The sequence below is a fragment of the Tatumella ptyseos ATCC 33301 genome (assembly GCF_000735525.1).
GTDB classification, from domain to species: domain Bacteria; phylum Pseudomonadota; class Gammaproteobacteria; order Enterobacterales; family Enterobacteriaceae; genus Tatumella; species Tatumella ptyseos.
The window spans coordinates 1-17,980 of the sequence record NZ_JMPR01000026.1; the positions used below are offsets into that span (position 1 = coordinate 1).

18 protein-coding genes are annotated in these 17,980 nt (G+C 49.6%); 15 read left to right on the forward strand and 3 right to left on the reverse strand.

Annotated features, from left to right (window positions below):
- Window positions 1-268 precede the first annotated feature (268 nt).
- Window positions 269-607, forward strand: a complete 339-nt coding sequence (glnB, locus tag GTPT_RS06935) for a nitrogen regulatory protein P-II (RefSeq protein WP_025903699.1) — start codon at window positions 269-271, stop codon at window positions 605-607.
- Window positions 608-646: 39 nt separating this feature from the next.
- On the opposite strand, the gene hmpA is transcribed toward glnB, so the two are convergent.
- The gene (hmpA, locus tag GTPT_RS06940; RefSeq protein WP_025903698.1) at window positions 647-1,834 is read right to left on the reverse strand and encodes an NO-inducible flavohemoprotein; all 1,188 of its coding nucleotides are present in this window, start codon (window positions 1,832-1,834) and stop codon (window positions 647-649) included.
- A 327-nt stretch (window positions 1,835-2,161) separates the two neighbouring features.
- On the opposite strand from hmpA, the gene glyA reads away from it, so the two are divergent.
- Complete coding sequence (gene glyA, locus GTPT_RS06950; RefSeq protein WP_029991798.1) at window positions 2,162-3,415, forward strand: serine hydroxymethyltransferase; 1,254 nt, start codon at window positions 2,162-2,164, stop codon at window positions 3,413-3,415.
- Between the two features lie 543 nt (window positions 3,416-3,958).
- Here glyA and suhB read toward each other — a convergent pair.
- Complete coding sequence (gene suhB / locus GTPT_RS06955; RefSeq protein WP_025903695.1) at window positions 3,959-4,762, reverse strand: inositol-1-monophosphatase; 804 nt, start codon at window positions 4,760-4,762, stop codon at window positions 3,959-3,961.
- A gap of 120 nt (window positions 4,763-4,882) precedes the next feature.
- Here suhB and trmJ point away from each other — a divergent pair, with 120 nt between their 5' ends.
- The 13 genes from trmJ to GTPT_RS07020 all read left to right on the forward strand — a co-directional run bounded on the left by trmJ (window position 4,883) and on the right by GTPT_RS07020 (window position 16,815).
- The gene (gene trmJ / locus GTPT_RS06960) at window positions 4,883-5,620 is read left to right on the forward strand and encodes a tRNA (cytosine(32)/uridine(32)-2'-O)-methyltransferase TrmJ (protein ID WP_029991797.1); all 738 of its coding nucleotides are present in this window, start codon (window positions 4,883-4,885) and stop codon (window positions 5,618-5,620) included.
- A 154-nt stretch (window positions 5,621-5,774) separates the two neighbouring features.
- Window positions 5,775-6,275 (forward strand): Fe-S cluster assembly transcriptional regulator IscR, encoded by a 501-nt coding sequence (iscR, locus tag GTPT_RS06965; protein WP_025903693.1) that lies wholly within the window; start codon window positions 5,775-5,777, stop codon window positions 6,273-6,275.
- A gap of 86 nt (window positions 6,276-6,361) precedes the next feature.
- On the forward strand, window positions 6,362-7,576 hold the full coding sequence (locus GTPT_RS06970) for an IscS subfamily cysteine desulfurase (protein ID WP_025903692.1): 1,215 nt from the start codon (window positions 6,362-6,364) through the stop codon (window positions 7,574-7,576).
- Window positions 7,577-7,597: 21 nt separating this feature from the next.
- Window positions 7,598-7,984: a Fe-S cluster assembly scaffold IscU gene (iscU, locus tag GTPT_RS06975; RefSeq protein ID WP_025903691.1), complete on the forward strand. Its 387-nt coding sequence runs from the start codon at window positions 7,598-7,600 to the stop codon at window positions 7,982-7,984.
- A gap of 13 nt (window positions 7,985-7,997) precedes the next feature.
- Window positions 7,998-8,321 carry an iron-sulfur cluster assembly protein IscA gene (gene iscA / locus GTPT_RS06980; protein ID WP_025903690.1) on the forward strand — a complete coding sequence of 108 codons (324 nt, stop codon included), beginning with the start codon at window positions 7,998-8,000 and terminating at the stop codon, window positions 8,319-8,321.
- A 77-nt stretch (window positions 8,322-8,398) separates the two neighbouring features.
- Window positions 8,399-8,914 (forward strand): co-chaperone HscB, encoded by a 516-nt coding sequence (gene hscB / locus GTPT_RS06985; protein ID WP_025903689.1) that lies wholly within the window; start codon window positions 8,399-8,401, stop codon window positions 8,912-8,914.
- 14 nt (window positions 8,915-8,928) lie between these two features.
- Window positions 8,929-10,779: a Fe-S protein assembly chaperone HscA gene (hscA, locus tag GTPT_RS06990; RefSeq protein ID WP_029991796.1), complete on the forward strand. Its 1,851-nt coding sequence runs from the start codon at window positions 8,929-8,931 to the stop codon at window positions 10,777-10,779.
- Window positions 10,780-10,781: 2 nt separating this feature from the next.
- Entirely contained in the window at window positions 10,782-11,117 is a 336-nt protein-coding gene (gene fdx / locus GTPT_RS06995; protein ID WP_025903687.1) for an ISC system 2Fe-2S type ferredoxin, read from the forward strand.
- A gap of 51 nt (window positions 11,118-11,168) precedes the next feature.
- Entirely contained in the window at window positions 11,169-11,369 is a 201-nt protein-coding gene (iscX, locus tag GTPT_RS07000; RefSeq protein WP_025903686.1) for a Fe-S cluster assembly protein IscX, read from the forward strand.
- Between the two features lie 18 nt (window positions 11,370-11,387).
- A complete protein-coding gene (gene pepB, locus GTPT_RS07005; RefSeq protein WP_029991795.1) occupies window positions 11,388-12,671 on the forward strand; it encodes an aminopeptidase PepB in 1,284 nt (427 codons plus the stop codon).
- Between the two features lie 60 nt (window positions 12,672-12,731).
- Window positions 12,732-13,526, forward strand: a complete 795-nt coding sequence (locus GTPT_RS07010) for an enhanced serine sensitivity protein SseB C-terminal domain-containing protein (protein WP_071780163.1) — start codon at window positions 12,732-12,734, stop codon at window positions 13,524-13,526.
- A gap of 1,755 nt (window positions 13,527-15,281) precedes the next feature.
- Window positions 15,282-15,896 (forward strand): cyclic nucleotide-binding domain-containing protein, encoded by a 615-nt coding sequence (locus GTPT_RS07015; protein WP_025903682.1) that lies wholly within the window; start codon window positions 15,282-15,284, stop codon window positions 15,894-15,896.
- A gap of 181 nt (window positions 15,897-16,077) precedes the next feature.
- A complete protein-coding gene (locus tag GTPT_RS07020; RefSeq protein ID WP_029991793.1) occupies window positions 16,078-16,815 on the forward strand; it encodes a hypothetical protein in 738 nt (245 codons plus the stop codon).
- 350 nt (window positions 16,816-17,165) lie between these two features.
- On the opposite strand, the gene GTPT_RS07025 is transcribed toward GTPT_RS07020, so the two are convergent.
- On the reverse strand, window positions 17,166-17,980 hold an 815-nt coding region (locus GTPT_RS07025), incomplete at its 5' end, for an IS3 family transposase (protein ID WP_081858821.1).

The following is a 17,980-nucleotide window of genomic DNA, read 5'->3' on the forward strand; positions in this document are numbered from 1 at the left end:
TTACCCTCAGGGGCGCTTTTTTACTGACCGGGGGAGGGGCTGCGGGCCAGTCCTGTGGCGGGGCCGGAGATCCCGGAAACCTGTGTTTATGGCAGCAGAAAGCGGTTAGCGTCGTCAGCGGGGATCCCGCCAGCCGGATATGAACTGGACGCGGGCGATTTTAAGAGGTAAGTTGCACGCGTTTATTTTTTACCGGACACACCGGTGAGCGCAATAACCTCCGGGAAACGACCCTGGCGTCACTGATAAAAGCGAAAAAGGTTCAGCTATGAAAAAAATTGATGCGATTATTAAACCCTTCAAACTGGATGATGTCCGTGAAGCGCTGGCAGAAGTCGGTATTACCGGCATGACAGTGACGGAAGTGAAGGGTTTCGGGCGTCAGAAGGGACATACCGAGTTATACCGTGGCGCAGAGTATATGGTCGATTTTCTGCCGAAGGTTAAAATCGAATTAGTGATTGCCGATGATATCGTCGATACCTGTGTGGAAACGATTATGCGCACCGCACAGACCGGCAAAATCGGTGACGGTAAGATTTTTGTGTTCGACGTTGCACGGGTTGTGCGTATCCGTACCGGCGAAGAAGACGAAGAAGCTATCTGATCACTCAGGCCACCGCAGTCGGGTGGCCCGGGTAACACGTCAGAGATCTTTGTGCGGGCCAAACAGTTCATAATGAATATGCGACTGACTGACGCCTGCTTCAGTTAACTGATGGATAACAGACTGCATAAAACCTGTCGGGCCACAGACAAAGTAGTGGCACCGCGGGTCATCGAGCGCGCTACCTGCCTGTGTAATATTGATCAGGCCTGAAAGGTGGTGGTCGTCTGCCATCGCGTTGTCGGGTTGTTTGTACCAGATAACCTCATGGAAATCATTCAGGGTCGATCCCAGTTGTGTGACTTCTTCACTGAATGCATGTTCTGCACGATTGTGTGCGGCATGCCACCAGTTAACCCGGGCGGTATACTGTTGTTCAGCCAGCGCATGCAGCATGGCCAGTAATGGTGTCTGGCCGGACCCCGCAGAAATGAGCGTGATCGGCGCCGGAAATAGCGAACTGTCCAGCAGGAAATCGCCCGCCGGTGCGGAAAGCGCAACCCGGTCGCCGCATTTTGCCCGGCTATGTAACCATCCGGAGACCTTACCTTCCGGCTGACGACGGACCGCGATACGATAGCTTTTACCGTCCGGAGTCCGGGTCAGTGAATACTGCCGGATCTGGCGGTGGGTAAACCCTTCCGGTTTAAGATACAGCGCGACAAATTGCCCGGCTGTAAATTCTGAAACGGGCTGACCATCTTCCGGTGTCAGTACGAAGCTCTTAATAACCTCGCTTTCCTGCTTAATCTCACTGATCACAAAATCGCGGGTTCCGCGCCAGCCGCCGGAGAGGTGTTCATGCTGCGCGTAAATCTGCTCTTCACGGTTGATAAAGATATCGGCCAGGACACCGTAGGCTTTCGCCCAGGCCGCCAGAACCTCGTCGCCAGGATCCAGCAGCTCCCGGATGGTGCCTAATAAATGTTCACCGACAATGGCATATTGTTCCGGCTGAATCGACAGGCTGACATGTTTCTGGGCAATTTTTTCGACGGCGGGGAGCAGGGCTTCCGGGGTATCCAGATGGCTTCCGTAAGCACACAGTGCATTAAACAAGGCTTCCGGCTGACGGCCGCTGGCCTGGTTGCTCATATTAAAGACATCTTTCAGTTCCGGATTATGACTCAGCATACGCTGATAAAAATGTTGAGTGACTGCCGGGCCAGCTGCAGCGATTGCCGGAAGAGTTTCTCTGACCAGTGCAATAGTTTTGGCATCAAGCATTTGTTATTCCTTTACGGGATGATAATAACATGTATTTTAAATGCATGTTATTCCCTGTTACCCGTAAAGTAAACAGGGGTATTTGTTTTTTTCTTGTTATACGTGACTGCAATATGAAATTCATCGTGATCGCAGATGAAAAAATATCAGTTAAAAAAGCACTTTCATTTCAGCAGCTAAGCCGCATGTCGCCGGTATGCCAATCGTTTGCGTAAAAAGAGTGTATTCCGGCTACCGTCCTCCCGGAAAAGAGTTTACACTGTGGGCCGTTACCCGCCGATGGGTGTTAAATTGCCGTTTTTAAGTTAGCTGAGTCAGGAGATGCGGATGTTAAAGCGAGAGATGAACATAGCCGATTATGATGCCCCACTGTGGGAGGCGATGGAGCAGGAAAAAGTGCGTCAGGAAGAGCACATTGAATTAATTGCTTCAGAAAACTACACCAGCCCACGCGTAATGCAGGCTCAGGGTTCACAGCTCACCAACAAATATGCAGAAGGGTATCCTGGTAAGCGTTATTACGGCGGATGTGAATACGTCGATATCGTCGAGCAATTAGCCATCGACCGTGCGAAAGAGTTGTTTGGTGCAGATTACGCTAACGTTCAGCCGCACAGTGGCTCACAGGCTAACTTTGCTGTGTATACCGCACTGTTGCAGCCGGGCGATACCATTCTGGGGATGAATCTGGCGCATGGTGGCCACCTGACACACGGTTCCCCGGTGAACCTGTCCGGTAAACTGTATAACGTCGTCCCTTACGGTATCGATGACAGCGGCAAGATCGATTATGAAGAACTGGCTGAACTGGCGAAGACGCATAAGCCTAAAATGATTGTCGGTGGTTTCTCTGCATATTCCGGCGTTTGTGACTGGGCTAAAATGCGTGAAATTGCAGACAGCATTGGTGCATGGCTGTTTGTTGATATGGCTCACGTCGCAGGTCTGGTGGCCGCCGATGTCTATCCGAACCCGGTTCCGCATGCACATATCGTCACCACGACTACCCATAAAACCCTGGCAGGCCCGCGCGGCGGACTGATCCTGGCGAAAGGGGGTGATGAAGACCTGTATAAGAAACTGAACTCAGCCGTCTTCCCTGGCGGTCAGGGTGGCCCTCTGATGCACGTGATCGCGGGTAAAGCGGTCGCTCTGAAAGAAGCGATGGAGCCGGAATTTAAAGCTTATCAGCAGCAGGTTGCTGTTAATGCTAAAGCTATGGTCGAAGTCCTGCTGGCCCGTGGCTACAACATCGTTTCCGGGGGAACCCATAACCACCTGTTCCTGCTGGATCTGGTCGACAAAAATCTGACCGGTAAAGAAGCCGATGCAGCGTTAGGCCGTGCAAATATCACTGTTAACAAAAACAGCGTCCCTAACGATCCGAAGAGCCCGTTTGTCACTTCCGGTATCCGTATCGGTACCCCTTCAGTGACCCGTCGTGGTTTCAAAGAAGCTGACGTGCGTGAGCTGGCTGGCTGGATTGCTGATATTCTGGACAATATCAATGATGAAGCCACTATCGAGCGCGTGAAAGGTAAAGTGCTGGAAATCTGTGCCCGTCTGCCGGTCTATGCCTGAGACGACTAACGCCGGTCTGACCGGCGTCTGAACAGAGAAAGGCGGCCTGAGGTCGCCTTTCTGCTTCCATACCATCCTATTCAGCGAAGCGTGATGGCGTTGTCTCTGCAAACCCTGCCTGCCATATCCCTGCACTGATTCCGGTGTCTCAGAATATCCTGATTATCCGACCCTCCGGTATTTCCGACGATACATTCTTGTGAAGTGACGCCAGGCCATTATACTCCGCTGACTTTCCTGCAGAATTTTGAAATAACAGAGCGGCTTTTACGTTGACCGGTCACCGTATGTTCCTGCACGCTTTTGGTGGAAATTCAGGGACGCAGCATTGCGGGCTTTGCCTGAGTGCTGCCAGGGTGATTGTCACCGCGGTACAAGGGAGAGGTCGTCTGCCAGTGAGGAAACACCGGGGATAAGGAATGCCTGAGACAGTAAAGGAATAACCGCGTGGGGAGGCCGATGCCTGCGAAAAATGCAATGGCGGAAGGGCACTGCGGAAATCCGTCGGGATCTCCCCGGGCACGGCGGCCCGGGGAGGGGAGCTTAGCGTTTTAACGCTTCGCTTAATTCATCACGCATGGAAGCCAGAATGGCGCGAACGACACGCGGGTTACCGGCAACGAGATTACCTGATTGCAGGTAACCGTGACCGCCGGTAAAGTCGGTGACCAGGCCGCCCGCTTCACGGACCAGCAGTTCGCCGCCAGCAAAATCCCATGGCTTCAGGCCGATTTCGAAATAACCATCGGTACGACCGGCTGCAACATAGGCCAGATCCAGTGCTGCTGAACCGGTACGACGGAAGTCAGCACACTGAGTAAACAGTTTGCTTACGACATTGATGAAAGGCACGGAATGTTGTTTTGCTTTAAACGGGAAACCGGTAGCCAGAATAGCACCGTCCAGATCACGTGCAGTGCTGCTACGTAAACGGTAACCGTTCAACTGTGCGCCCTGACCGCGCGCGGCACTGAACAGTTCATTGCGCATCGGGTCATAGACCACGGCAACTTCGGTACGGCCTTTAACGCGTACGGCGATAGACACTGCAAAGTGAGGGAAACGCTTGATGAAGTTGGTGGTACCATCCAGTGGATCAATAACCCATTGAACATCCTTGTCTTCGCCAGCCAGCTCACCGCTTTCTTCGGTGATGATGGTGTGCTGAGGGTAAGATTTACGAATGACCTCAATAATCAGGCGTTCCGCGTCACGGTCGACATTGGTGACAAAGTCGTTACTGCCTTTCTGACTGGTTTCTACCGCGTCAGGAGTTTCGTAATTTTTGGCGATTAAATTACCGGCCTTGCGCGCAGCGCGCACGGCAATGTTCAGCATCGGATGCATCAGTTATTCCCACTGGATGTTAAAGAACGAAAAAACGGCTGGAAGTATAGCAGTGTGTTCAGAAAATGTCTCTTTTTATGTTAATATCCTTCTATACATTTTTACACTGGCTCCCAATCTATGTTGCAGAATATTCGTATCGTCCTGGTAGAGACCTCTCATACCGGGAATATGGGCTCCGTTGCCCGCGCCATGAAAACCATGGGTCTTTCGAATCTCTACCTGGTGAATCCGCTGATCAAGCCCGATTCCCAGGCGATCTCTCTGGCTGCCGGTGCCAGCGATTTAATCGGTAATGCCTCGATTGTCGAGTCGCTGGATGAAGCCATTGCCGGATGCAGCCTGGTGGTCGGGACCAGCGCACGCTCCCGTTCACTGCCCTGGCCGATGCTGGATGCCAGAGAATGTGGTGTAAAAAGCGTGGAAGAAGGTCAGCAGGCTCCGGTGGCCCTGGTGTTTGGTCGTGAGCGCGTCGGTCTGACTAACGAAGAATTACAGAAGTGCCACTATCACGTGGCTATCCCGGCCAATCCGGAATACACCTCGCTGAACCTGGCGATGGCCGTACAGCTGATTGCCTATGAAGTGCGTATGGCCTGGCTGCAGGCGCAGGAAGCCGCAGAGCCGGCACCTCAGTATGCTGAATCACCGTATCCGCTGGTGGACGATCTGGAACGTTTCTATGTGCATCTGGAAGCAATGATGCTGAACAGTGGCTTTATCCGTAAGGATCAGCCAGGCCAGGTCATGAGTAAACTTCGTCGTCTGTTTACCCGCGCTCGTCCTGAGCGTGATGAGCTAAATATTCTGCGCGGAATGCTCTCATCCTTCGAAAAAAAGGACAAGGAAAGCCAGTGATAGCAAGGGATGCGGCCGGAAGCACACGATAGGTTAAATACCTGAGTAAATTACCCGGTTAAATAGTTGACCAAATCACTCGGGAATGTCAGACTGATTCTCATGAACTTTATTAACACTCCGGTAACCGGATACTGATCGAGGTCGTGTAACGATGAGACTGACATCCAAAGGGCGTTATGCTGTCACAGCCATGTTAGATGTGGCACTTCATTCCAATGAGGGCCCGGTGCCTTTGGCCGATATTTCTGAACGTCAGGGTATTTCACTTTCCTACCTTGAGCAGCTATTTTCCCGCCTGCGTAAAAACGGACTGGTTTCCAGCGTGCGTGGGCCGGGCGGCGGTTATTTACTGGGTAAAGACGCCGGCGAAATTGCCGTCGGTACCGTCATTACTGCGGTTGATGAGTCTGTCGATGCGACCAAATGCCAGGGGAAAGAAGGGTGTCAGGGCGGTGAGCGCTGTCTGACGCACGTACTGTGGCGTGATCTGAGTGACCGTATCAGTGACTTTCTGAACAATATCACGCTGGCTGAGCTGGTGAATAATCAGGACATCCTTAAGGTAGCGGACCGTCAAAATAATGATAACCGACGTTTCCGTGATAACCGTATTCCTGAGACGATTGACGTCAAACTGCGAGCCTACAGCTAATTATAATTAATCTGTGATTGGCCGGCTGATCCTTTACCGTCCGACCATAAATTTTGCATTGAAGTGATGTACGGAGTTTAAGAGCAATGAAATTACCGATTTATCTGGATTACTCTGCGACTACGCCAGCGGATCCACGCGTTGCTGAGAAAATGATGCAATACCTGACCCTGGATGGGGTTTTTGGTAACCCGGCTTCCCGTTCTCACCGCTTTGGCTGGCAGTCTGAAGAAGCTGTTGATATTGCACGCAATCAGATTGCTGAGCTGGTGGGGGCTGACCCGCGTGAAATCGTCTTTACCTCAGGTGCCACTGAAGCCGATAACCTGGCTATCAAAGGGGCTGCACAATTTTATCAGAAGAAAGGTAAGCACATTATTACCTGTAAAACTGAACATAAAGCGGTGCTGGATACCTGTCGTCAGCTGGAAAGAGAAGGGTTTGAAGTCACCTATCTGACGCCTCAGACCAACGGTATTATTGACCTGGCCGCGCTGGAAGCCGCCATGCGTGAAGACACCATCCTGGTTTCAATCATGCATGTGAACAATGAAATCGGCGTGGTTCAGGATATCGCAGCGATCGGCGAAATGTGCCGCGCGCGCGGAATTATCTACCATGTTGATGCGACTCAGAGCGTCGGTAAACTCCCTATTGACCTGAGTCAGCTGAAAGTTGATTTAATGTCTTTCTCCGCGCATAAACTGTACGGACCGAAAGGGATTGGTGCACTGTATGTTCGCCGTAAGCCACGTATCCGTCTGGAAGCCCAGATGCACGGTGGCGGTCATGAGCGCGGTATGCGTTCAGGGACACTGGCAGTACATCAGATTGTGGGTATGGGTGAAGCCTACCGCATAGCGAAAGAAGAAATGGACAGCGAAATGGCCCGTCTGCGGGTGCTTCGTGACCGTCTGTGGAATGGCGTTAAAGATCTGGAAGAAGTGTATTTAAACGGTGATCTGGAGAACGGTGCGCCGAATATCCTGAACATCAGCTTTAACTACGTGGAAGGTGAATCACTGATTATGGCCCTGAAAGACCTGGCTGTATCTTCCGGTTCGGCCTGTACTTCTGCCAGTCTGGAACCTTCTTATGTGCTGCGTGCCCTGGGAATGAACGATGAACTGGCTCACAGTTCGATTCGTTTCTCTTTAGGACGTTTTACGACTGAAGAAGAGATCGACTACGCCATTGATCTGGTACGCAAATCTATCGGCCGTCTGCGTGACCTTTCTCCGCTGTGGGAAATGTTCAAAGCGGGTGTGGATTTGAATAGCATTGAATGGGCGCATCATTAATAGTCTTCAGGAGAATAAAAAATGGCTTATAGCGAAAAAGTAATCGATCACTACGAAAACCCACGTAATGTTGGCTCATTTGATAATGCTGATCCGAACATCGGCAGCGGCATGGTAGGTGCACCTGCCTGTGGTGACGTGATGAAACTACAGATCAAAGTCAGCGATAGCGGTATTATCGAAGATGCCCGTTTCAAAACTTACGGCTGTGGTTCAGCCATCGCTTCCAGTTCACTGATCACTGAATGGGTGAAAGGGAAGTCACTGGACGAAGCGCAGAGCATTTCGAATATGCAGATCGCCGAAGAGCTGGAATTACCCCCGGTAAAAATCCACTGTTCTATCCTGGCTGAAGATGCGATTAAAGCAGCAATTGCTGACTATAAGAGTAAGAAAACCGACAAATAAGCGAGGGTGATAGATGGCGATTTCCCTGAGCGATTCAGCGGCAGCCCGCGTCAGTTCTTTTCTGGCAAATCGTGGCTCCGGTTACGGTTTACGGTTAGGTGTCAGAACATCAGGTTGTTCGGGTATGGCTTATGTCCTCGAATTTGTGGATGAACCCCAGCCTGAAGATACTGTGTTTGAAGAGAAGGGCGTCAGAGTTGTTGTTGATGGCAAAAGCCTTGTCTACCTCGATGGTACAGAACTGGATTTTGTAAAAGAAGGCCTGAACGAAGGCTTTAAATTCATTAATCCTAATGTGAAAGACGAGTGCGGTTGCGGCGAGAGTTTCAACGTATAATCTCTGTATCATACTCTGAATATCTGCCCCAGCCTGCTGGGGCGTTTTTTTTATTATTTCCACGCTTCGGACCGGTTATGAATTATTTTACCCTGTTTGATTTGCCAGAATCTTTCGAGCTTGACACGACAGCGCTGTCTGACAAGTTTCAGTCTCTGCAACGTCAGTATCATCCTGACAGGTTTGCGACTGCACCTGAAGCCGAACGGCTGAAGGCCTTACAGCACGCCGCAACCATCAATCAGGGCTACCAGGCCCTGCGCAAGCCTCTCTCCCGGGCAGAATATCTGTTGTCACTTCACGGGTTCGATATCAATAATGAACAACATACCCTGCGTGATACGGCATTTCTGATGGAACAACTCGAACTGCGGGAAGAGCTTGAAACCATTGATCAGCAAAATAACAGTGACGCACTGACCCCTTATTTCCATCGACTGGATTCCATGGAAAAGCAACGCAGTCAGCAAATGCGTCAGCAGTTTGCTGATCAGCAGTGGCCGGAAGCGGCAGATACCGTGCGTAAGCTAAGATTTCTCGCTAAACTGCGGGTCGAAGCAGAAAAGCTGGAAGAAAAACTGCTGGACTTTTAAACGGGAAGCTCGTTATGGCGTTATTACAAATCAGTGAACCCGGGTTAAGCGCAGCCCCCCATCAGCGCAGGCTGGCGGCGGGTATTGACCTCGGAACCACCCACTCTCTGGTAGCGACAGTCCGCAGCGGACTGGCGGAAACCTTGCCTGATGAAAACGGACGGCATTTATTGCCTTCGGTTGTACACTACCAGGCGACGCAGACCCGCGTTGGCTGGGATGCCCGTACGCAGGCCGCCCGCGATCCGCGTCATACCTTCAGTTCAGTGAAACGTCTGATAGGCCGTTCTCTGGCTGATATCCGCCAGCGTTACCCGCATCTGCCGTACCTGTTTACTGCCAGTGAAAATGGTTTACCGATGATGGAAACCCCGTCGGGTCAGGTGAATCCGATCCGGGTCTCCGGTGATATTCTCAATGAGCTGGCGAATCGTGCGCGTGAATCGTTGGGCGGTGAGCTTGATGGCGTCGTCATCACGGTGCCGGCCTATTTCGATGACGCTCAGCGTCAGGGAACAAAAGACGCTGCCCGGCTGGCCGGATTACATGTTCTGCGTTTGCTGAATGAACCGACCGCAGCAGCGGTGGCTTATGGCCTGGACTCGGGCAAAGAAGGCATTATTGCCGTTTATGATTTAGGCGGCGGGACTTTCGATATTTCCGTATTGCGTCTGAGCCGGGGGGTGTTTGAAGTCCTCGCGACCGGCGGGGATTCTGCGCTCGGGGGCGATGATTTCGATCAGCTGCTGGCGGAGTGGATTAGCCAGCAGGCAGGGATCACTGATTTCAGTGATGCCGGTATTCAGCGTGAAATTCTTGACGCTGCCACGGCGGCTAAAATTGCGCTGAGTGATAATGAAACGACGACCGTTCGTGTCGCAGGCTGGCAGGGTGAGGTAACCCGTGAACAGTTTACGGCTCTGATTGCGCCGCTGCTGAAAAAGACGCTGGTTGCCTGTCGTCGTACCCTGAAAGATGCGGGTGTCAGCGTTGATGAAGTGATGGAAGTGGTGATGGTCGGCGGCTCAACACGCACGCCTGCCGTGCGGGAAAGTGTGGGTGAGTTTTTCGACCGTGAACCTCTGACCTCTATTGACCCGGATCGCGTCGTGGCGCTGGGTGCTGCCATTCAGGCCGATATTCTGGCCGGTAATAAACCTGACAGTGAAATGCTGCTGCTGGATGTGATCCCGCTTTCTTTAGGGCTGGAAACCATGGGAGGGCTGACCGAAAAAGTCATCCCCCGCAACACGACCATTCCCGTCGCACGTGCTCAGGAATTTACCACCTTTAAAGACGGGCAGACGGCGATGAGTATTCACGTGGTACAGGGAGAACGTGAGCTGGTCAGCGATTGCCGTTCTCTGGCTCGTTTTGCATTACGGGGCTTACCCGCATTACCGGCCGGTGGCGCACATATCCGCGTAACCTTCCAGGTGGATGCTGACGGGTTGCTGAGTGTGACTGCGATGGAGAAATCCACCGGCGTGGAAGCCTCTATTCAGGTTAAACCTTCTTACGGGCTGACTGAAAATGAAATCGCGACCATGATCACCGACTCGATGACCTACGCCCGTGATGATGTGGAAGCCCGCCAGTTGGCAGAGAAAAAGGTAGATGCACTTCGGGTACTGGAAAGTCTTGAAGGTGCACTGAGTGAGGATCAGGCTCTTCTTTCAGAGCAGGAACTGCATTCCATCCGCGAAGCACAGCAGGCACTGCGTGACTCGCTGGACAATAATAATGAGGCGCAGATTGCTGCCGGAATAAAACATTTGGATCACGTGACTCAGGAGTTTGCGGCACGCCGTATGGATAACTCTATCCGACGCGCGCTGACCGGACACTCTGTGGATGAGGTTTAAGCATGCCTAAGATTGTAATTTTACCCCATAAAGATCTGCTGCCGGAAGGCGGTGTCTATGATGCCACCCCGGGAGAGACCATCCTGGATGTGGCTCTGCGCAATGGTATCGAAGTCGAACATGCCTGTGAAAAATCCTGCGCCTGTACGACCTGCCACTGTGTGGTCCGTGAAGGATTTGATTCACTGGCAGAAAGCAGTGAAGATGAAGATGATATGCTGGATAAGGCCTGGGGCCTGGAGCCGGACAGCCGCCTGAGCTGCCAGGCGCGTGTTACGGATGAAGACCTGGTGGTTGAATTCCCGCGTTACACCATTAACCACGCACGGGAACATTGATCCCCGAACGGGCCGGAGGATTCCGGCCCGTGTTGTTTCTGAGGAGTCATTATGTCACTTAAATGGACCGACAGCCGGCCTATCGGCGAAGCACTTTACGACCAGTTTCCCGACACTGACCCGAAAACCGTCCGTTTTACCGACTTACATCGCTGGGTCTGTGAGCTTGAGGATTTTGATGACAATCCTGAGGCCTCCAATGAAAAGATCCTCGAAGCAATTTTGCTAATCTGGATGGACGAGTACGAGTAATAATTAAGGAGCAATGTCATGACTACACAAACCATGCAAATCCGACTCAGCCAGCAGGCCGCCGATGCCCGCTGGGGAGAGAATGCCACGATTTCCTATGCCGATCAGGGCATGACTATTCATCTCACGGGTGATGCTTTACCGGTGATCCAGCGTGCAGCGCATAAAATTGACGGGCAGGGGATCCGTGCCGTCGAACTGACCGGTGACGGTTGGGATCTGGAACGTTGCTGGGCATTCTGGCAGGGGTTCCGTTCGCCGAAAGGACAGCGTGATGTTCACTGGCCTGCACTCAGCGATGCAGAAAAAACTGAACTGCAACATCGCCTGAAAGTGGTGGATTGGGTCAGAAACGTGATTAATCTGCCTGCCGAAGACCTCGGGCCTGAAGATCTGGCCAGTGCGGCTATCGATCTGCTGAGTGACCTTGGCGGAGATGCGGTGACCTATCGTATTACAAAAGGCGAAGATCTGCGTGAGCAGGGGTATATGGGCCTGCATACGGTCGGACGAGGTTCAAGCCGCCCGCCGGTACTGCTGACCCTGGATTTTAATCCGACGGGGGATGATTCTGCACCTGTGGACATCTGCCTGGTGGGTAAAGGCATCACCTTCGATACCGGGGGTTACAGCCTGAAAGGCAGTACCTTTATGGACTCGATGAAAGCGGATATGGGCGGTGCTGCAACGCTGACCGGTGCGCTGGGGATGGCTATCAGTCGTGGTCTGAACAAACGTGTGAAACTGATCTTATGCTGTGCAGACAACATGGTCAGCGGCGGTGCATTACGTCTTGGCGATATTATCCGTTACCGTAATGGTAAGACGGTAGAAGTGATGAATACTGATGCGGAAGGCCGTCTGGTTCTGGCTGACGGTCTTATCGATGCCAGTAAGCTGAAACCGCGCCTGCTGATCGATGCGGCAACCCTGACCGGGGCGGCGAAAACGGCGCTGGGTAACGATTATCATGCACTGTTCAGTTTCGATGATGCGCTGACCGGTGAACTGCTGGACAGTGCCGCACGTGAGGGCGAATTGTTCTGGCGGCTGCCGCTGGCGGAATTCCATCGCCAGCACCTGCCGTCGAATTTTGCTGATCTCAATAACATTGCCAGCCCGTCACATTCTGCCGGTGCAAGCAGTGCAGCAGCTTTCCTTTCTTACTTTGTAGAAGGCTATCAGCAAGGCTGGTTACATATCGACTGTTCTGCCACCTATCGTAAAGGGGCTGTCGATCAATGGTCTGCCGGTGCTACCGGTCTGGGCGTTCGTACTCTGGCTAATCTGCTGCTGAAATAAAAAGCGTCAGATTTTTTCGCGAGGCAGGCACAGGCCTGCCTTTATTTTCAGGGCAGGTCAATGATGGAACTCTCCCTCGACGAGCTTTTAGAAAAAGCAGCCACAGGTCCGGCAGATCGCCCGGCCTTCTTCCGGCGACTGATGCAGTCTGATGTCTGGGTAGCCGGCAAACCGGCCCCGGGTAACTCTTTTGTGTTCGCACCGGACTACCGCCAGCAGCTTGATGGCACAGCAGTTATTCCCTTTTTTACTACGGAGGCTGCGTTTACCGAAGTGACGGGCGGTGATCTTCCTGCCGTCAGGCTGCCGGTGAATGAGCTGTTTGCGATGACTTCGGGTCATACACTGTGCCTTAACCCTTCACTTAAAAGCAGTAAGATCTTCACTGCCACGGAGATCCGGTCTCTGTGCAGCGGGCAGGGCAATGCCCTGGGGGAAATCAGCATCCCGGCAGAGGGCCAGACTCTGTTACTGTCGGCGACAGAAGATCCTCCGCCTTTACTGATAGACTCCCTGAAACAGCTTTTCAGCCGCTATAAACCGGTACGACGGGCATTTGTCGCCTGGTGCCGGGAAGAGGCGGGTGCAGAGGGGAATTTGCTGATTGGTATCGAGGCCAGTGCGGATCTTGATGAAATTATTCAGGCGGCAGGTCATGTGGCACTGGATACGTTACCGGAAAATGCCCTGATTGATTTCTGTGAGATCAGTGACCCATCTTCAGGCGTCAGCCACTTTTTTGTGGCCCACATTCCGCCGTTCTACCAGCGACCTCAGGGCAGTTTTTTACGGGGCGCTACCCACAGCCCGGGAACGGGTTCCTTTCTGCCGGGGAGACAGAGCCCCGGCCGCTGATTTACAAACGGCGTCAGCGCCCCCGTTTTCCGGGGGCAATTCTTTTCGCTGGCGGGCGCTAAGGATCAACGCTTGCGCAGCAATGATGCACTTTTTTTCAGGGTCATATGTCAGTGCGGGGGAACCTGCCGTCATATTCGTGTGGCCTGAACGCGCTGCCATACCCGGATATATAATCTGTAATTTCATGGGCCGCATCGCTAAAGCTAACATAACCTGCCACTGATACCTGATCATTCTTCAGACGCTGAAGAAGCGCGCTATCAGCCTGTTACCCCGGTAGTTTCCGCATCCATTTATACTCTGCTTTTATCCGGACCGCGGCGTTATTCTGCCGGTAAGCCGGTAGTCTATACGAAAACCTTTGAGCATTGCCATTACCGCGATATTCCTTACCCCGATTGATCCATGGCTGATGCTCTATCTTTCCTGAATCTGACTGCGTAATTCAGCAGTCTTTCAGACGGGCATATCATGAGGACATTAAAAAACTAAAGCGGATTGCGGACTACCGTTTCATCGGCGTACCGGCCGCGGTGAAATGATGGTGAGAATAAATTACAGCAGTCCCGTCAACGTCAGATATTTCGTCTGTAACGGGACCCCCGATTTATGGGCTCTGGCTATTGGCCAATCGTCTGAGTTGCGATGTTGATAGTCCCGAGGTTATAAGCTCTCCGAACGTCCTGAAAGAGCGGGATGGACTCAGGTTTTTTTTACCTGTATTGGTGATTTGAAATAAATATTCCCATATGAGACCATCTCTTTTTCGTAAAACATATTCATAATATCACTGTAGTCACTAATTTTTGTCTCAGACAGAGAACTGATAAAATAATCAATAAATAAAAAAAGTCTTTCTGTAATAGATGGTTACGTTATATGCACTGTTTTATTTGATCGTTTTTATCAATTATATTGAGCATTATTGATAGGCTAATGAGTATATTCCTCTCATTAGCGATCACTATTGACGATGTGGCCTGGAACATTCAGAATATTCCACAAGTTAATAGCGGATGTAATTGAGGAATTAATCCGGAAAGACCTGATAGAGGTTGGCTGATTTTACGGATTTATAGAGGGTAAGGAATTTTAATCATTCCTCTATAAACTTGTCAGAAATACCCTGAAGGGCATGGGTTAGCTGACACCTGAACTTTGAACAACGGTCAGCAGAGCAGATGATCAACCTAAGCCATATTTCCGACCGGGAATATTAAATCAATGACCGGTGAAAAAGAGCTATATGTTTCTAAAAGCTGCAGTACAGAGGTGACTCACAGAGTTTTTTCCGTCCGGTGGCTTTCAGTAGCGATGATTATAAGGCTTTCAGGAGTTCTGTAGTAAAGAAGATTAACGGCGTTTCAGATACAGGTCTTTACCAGACAGATGGGAAATAAAAATTTAATTCTGAGAGAAAGGTAGCACAAAGCCGTAAACTTAAATTTTCGGCGGAGAATACTTCTCTCTTCTCAACAAGGTAAAGCGTACCACAACAGGAAGTCATGTGATCACAGAGAGTTTTCGTGCTGTTCGTCGTTGTACCGATACCGGATTTTATCCGGGAGGCTAATCTTATGATGGCTTAAAAAATACATAACATTCATTGAAGTATTATTCCTCCTTTGATGGGTTTTTAAAAATGGTAGTCATCTGGCGAGGTTTCTGTTTAACACCAAATCTTTAATGAAATAAAAAATTCAGTATAATATCATATTATATATGGATTAACTTTTAGCAGGGAAGGAATCGATGCCTAAAAGACTAATGATAAATCATGGACGTGTTATCGCTTCGTTGTCAAATTTTGCATCGCCGGTTTCAGCAGACAAGCTCTCAAGAGGGAAGCAGTTTTATTATTTTTGCAATCATGGTGAAAGAAAGGTCTTTCTTATTATGGAGGGGGACTTTATAGTTCGCTCTGAAAATGGAAGTAAGATAATAAATATCGTTTCAGCTCCGCACGTCATAGGGGTATTACCCTCTATTGATCCACCGCCAATATGGCTTGAAAAAGTCGATCATGGGCGAATTGACGCTATCGAATATAATAAATTCTGGCGTATTGTGCATCAAAAAGAGTTGCGATCAGATGTTATGGATATTATTTCTTCCTATCACTCCGATCTTTTAAGTTATTTACAAATAGCAAGTCCGGATTCAGAGGAATATACGCTAAATCTTATACGCAAATGGAACTCGTTTCCTTGCCATATAAAGGAAAGGTTTTCTCTGCTTTTCTTCCTGACGAATAGTTCTTTTTTATCAAAAAGTACGGCATCCAGAACATTAAAAAAATTAAAGGATGAAGGTGTCATAAAGTTAGATAAAGGAAGGTTATCAACAATGCCGAAGTTTACTGTTTAGGTATTCATTACGGAGTCATATTATCGTTATCGAATACCTGGTTTTTCTGCCGCAGATATAATGTTTATTTGTAATGTAACTTGAGTTTTTATATTGGGAATTGGTTGGTGGGGTGCTTTTATCTCTGTCCGCGCTAATCATTAGCGTGGTTTTTATTTGATCGCGAAGGGAGAGGTGTAATATGCCAAATTTATTCACGCCACAAAAAATTGATATACCATTTCATTTCCGTGGACGTTTTGAAGAAAAAACAAAATCTAAAATAGGGAAGGCTCGCCACAATATCTTGTATATCAGCGCAAAACCTGATCCTTTTTCTTTTGACCTAACCTTGGGAGCTACTACTGAATTTTCAAAGCAGAAAATGAGTTATTTAATGCATAAAGGTCATACCGTGACAGGGGCATATGCCTCCAGCGTAGCGGAGTTTATTGAAACGTGGAACGCTATCGGGAAAAATGAGCTACAAAATATAAATAAAGTGATTATTGATTATCATGGAGCCATTAGCGCCAAGAGAGGTCAGCAAAGCCTGGTTCACATTACTCCTTCTGAGCTCTTAGATAAACATCACATTTCCATGCTTGAAATGAAGCCATCCGTCAAGATAGTGTCCCTGTATACCTGCTACAGCGGGTTTACCGAACGATATAATCCAGGCGTGGGTTTTCTATGTAAGCTCACTGAGCCTGATGCTTATACAGTCGGATTTGATGCTCAGGCTGATAATGACATGGGGTTGTTAAAAACAGTCAGACATCCTGATTCAGGAAAACCATTTGACGATGCGCTGAAGTATTTAAAGATAAATCGATTTCAGTTGGGACGAGTTAAGTACAGTAAAATTGAAAAAACTGAAATTTTGATCCAACATTCTTCAGGAGATATCCGTAAAGCGTTATCGGATTATATGAGCTGAAATGTAATCGGTAATAATTAAATCACGATTTGAATTTTATAACTACGGTATCCGGGGTGAGTTTTTGATTTTACTTACTCTCGACTCCGCGGGGTATGAGTGTGAGTCAATATAATTTCAGACTGATCATATTCAGGAATGCTTATTCTCTGACGGGAGCGATTTTTAAATAATAAGGTTTTTCGATAGTCTCCATATAAAGTTAAAAACAGGTGAGGCTGAATAAAAACCATGCAACTGCTAAGGTTGGGAGATCTTTCCGAAGTTTACTGAGTGTTCTTTTTTTTGGGATGGTTTCGGGTTTGGTCACTCGGTAATCCCCCCATTTTTAACGGAGGTAATAAGTAGAATCAGGCCATACGCTGAATATGCTGCATCGGTGTAAACCCATTCAGTGCCATATTCGGTCGTTGGTGATTATAAAAATATTGCCATTTTGTCGCATATTCCTGCAATTCATGTAATGACGAAAACAGGTGCTGACCCAGCCAGTCATAGCGTACTGTCCGGTTATAACGCTCAATATAAGCATTCTGCTGAGGTTTTCCCGGCTGAATAAAGTTGAGTCGGATATCCTGTTGTTTAGCCCATGTCATCAGTGTATTACCTGCATACTCCGGACCATTGTCACACCGAATTGATACGGGTTTTCCTTTCCATTCAATGATCTGCTCCAGTGTTGTTATGACCCGGATAGCCGGGAGTGAAAAATCAACCTCAATAGCCAGTGCTTCGCGGTTGAAATCATCAATCACATTCAGCAGACGCACAGAACGACCATCTGATAGCTGATCATGCATAAAATCCATAGACCAGCTTATGTTACGGCTTTCGGGGACAACCAGTGGCTCAGGTTTTTCACGTTTTAACCGCTTTTTAGGCTTTATACGCATGTTAAGCGACAGTTCGCGATAGATACGATAGATCCTTTTGTGGTTCCATCGGAATCCTTTCACATTACGTAAATACAGATAACAAAGCCCGAATCCCCGGTTTTTCTGACTATCGGTGATCCGAATCAGCCAGTCAGAAATTTGCAGATTCTCCCTGTGGAGAACGGGCTTATAGCGGTAACAACATTCACTGATAGCAAAGATCTGGCAAGCCTGACGAACACTGACTCCCTTAAAAGTGACTGCATGCTGCGCCATCGGCTTCCGGTCAG

Coding starts and splice junctions, on each gene's coding strand:
- GTPT_RS07020 (WP_029991793.1), top strand. CDS start 16,078: ATGCCAAATTTATTCACGCCACAAAAAATTGATATACCATTTCATTTC.
- GTPT_RS07010 (WP_071780163.1), top strand. CDS start 12,732: ATGATGGAACTCTCCCTCGACGAGCTTTTAGAAAAAGCAGCCACAGGT.
- hmpA (WP_025903698.1), bottom strand. CDS start 1,834: ATGCTTGATGCCAAAACTATTGCACTGGTCAGAGAAACTCTTCCGGCA.
- trmJ (WP_029991797.1), top strand. CDS start 4,883: ATGTTGCAGAATATTCGTATCGTCCTGGTAGAGACCTCTCATACCGGG.
- glnB (WP_025903699.1), top strand. CDS start 269: ATGAAAAAAATTGATGCGATTATTAAACCCTTCAAACTGGATGATGTC.
- iscX (WP_025903686.1), top strand. CDS start 11,169: ATGTCACTTAAATGGACCGACAGCCGGCCTATCGGCGAAGCACTTTAC.
- hscB (WP_025903689.1), top strand. CDS start 8,399: ATGAATTATTTTACCCTGTTTGATTTGCCAGAATCTTTCGAGCTTGAC.
- iscU (WP_025903691.1), top strand. CDS start 7,598: ATGGCTTATAGCGAAAAAGTAATCGATCACTACGAAAACCCACGTAAT.
- iscA (WP_025903690.1), top strand. CDS start 7,998: ATGGCGATTTCCCTGAGCGATTCAGCGGCAGCCCGCGTCAGTTCTTTT.
- iscR (WP_025903693.1), top strand. CDS start 5,775: ATGAGACTGACATCCAAAGGGCGTTATGCTGTCACAGCCATGTTAGAT.
- pepB (WP_029991795.1), top strand. CDS start 11,388: ATGACTACACAAACCATGCAAATCCGACTCAGCCAGCAGGCCGCCGAT.
- glyA (WP_029991798.1), top strand. CDS start 2,162: ATGTTAAAGCGAGAGATGAACATAGCCGATTATGATGCCCCACTGTGG.
- fdx (WP_025903687.1), top strand. CDS start 10,782: ATGCCTAAGATTGTAATTTTACCCCATAAAGATCTGCTGCCGGAAGGC.
- hscA (WP_029991796.1), top strand. CDS start 8,929: ATGGCGTTATTACAAATCAGTGAACCCGGGTTAAGCGCAGCCCCCCAT.
- suhB (WP_025903695.1), bottom strand. CDS start 4,762: ATGCATCCGATGCTGAACATTGCCGTGCGCGCTGCGCGCAAGGCCGGT.
- GTPT_RS06970 (WP_025903692.1), top strand. CDS start 6,362: ATGAAATTACCGATTTATCTGGATTACTCTGCGACTACGCCAGCGGAT.
- GTPT_RS07015 (WP_025903682.1), top strand. CDS start 15,282: ATGCCTAAAAGACTAATGATAAATCATGGACGTGTTATCGCTTCGTTG.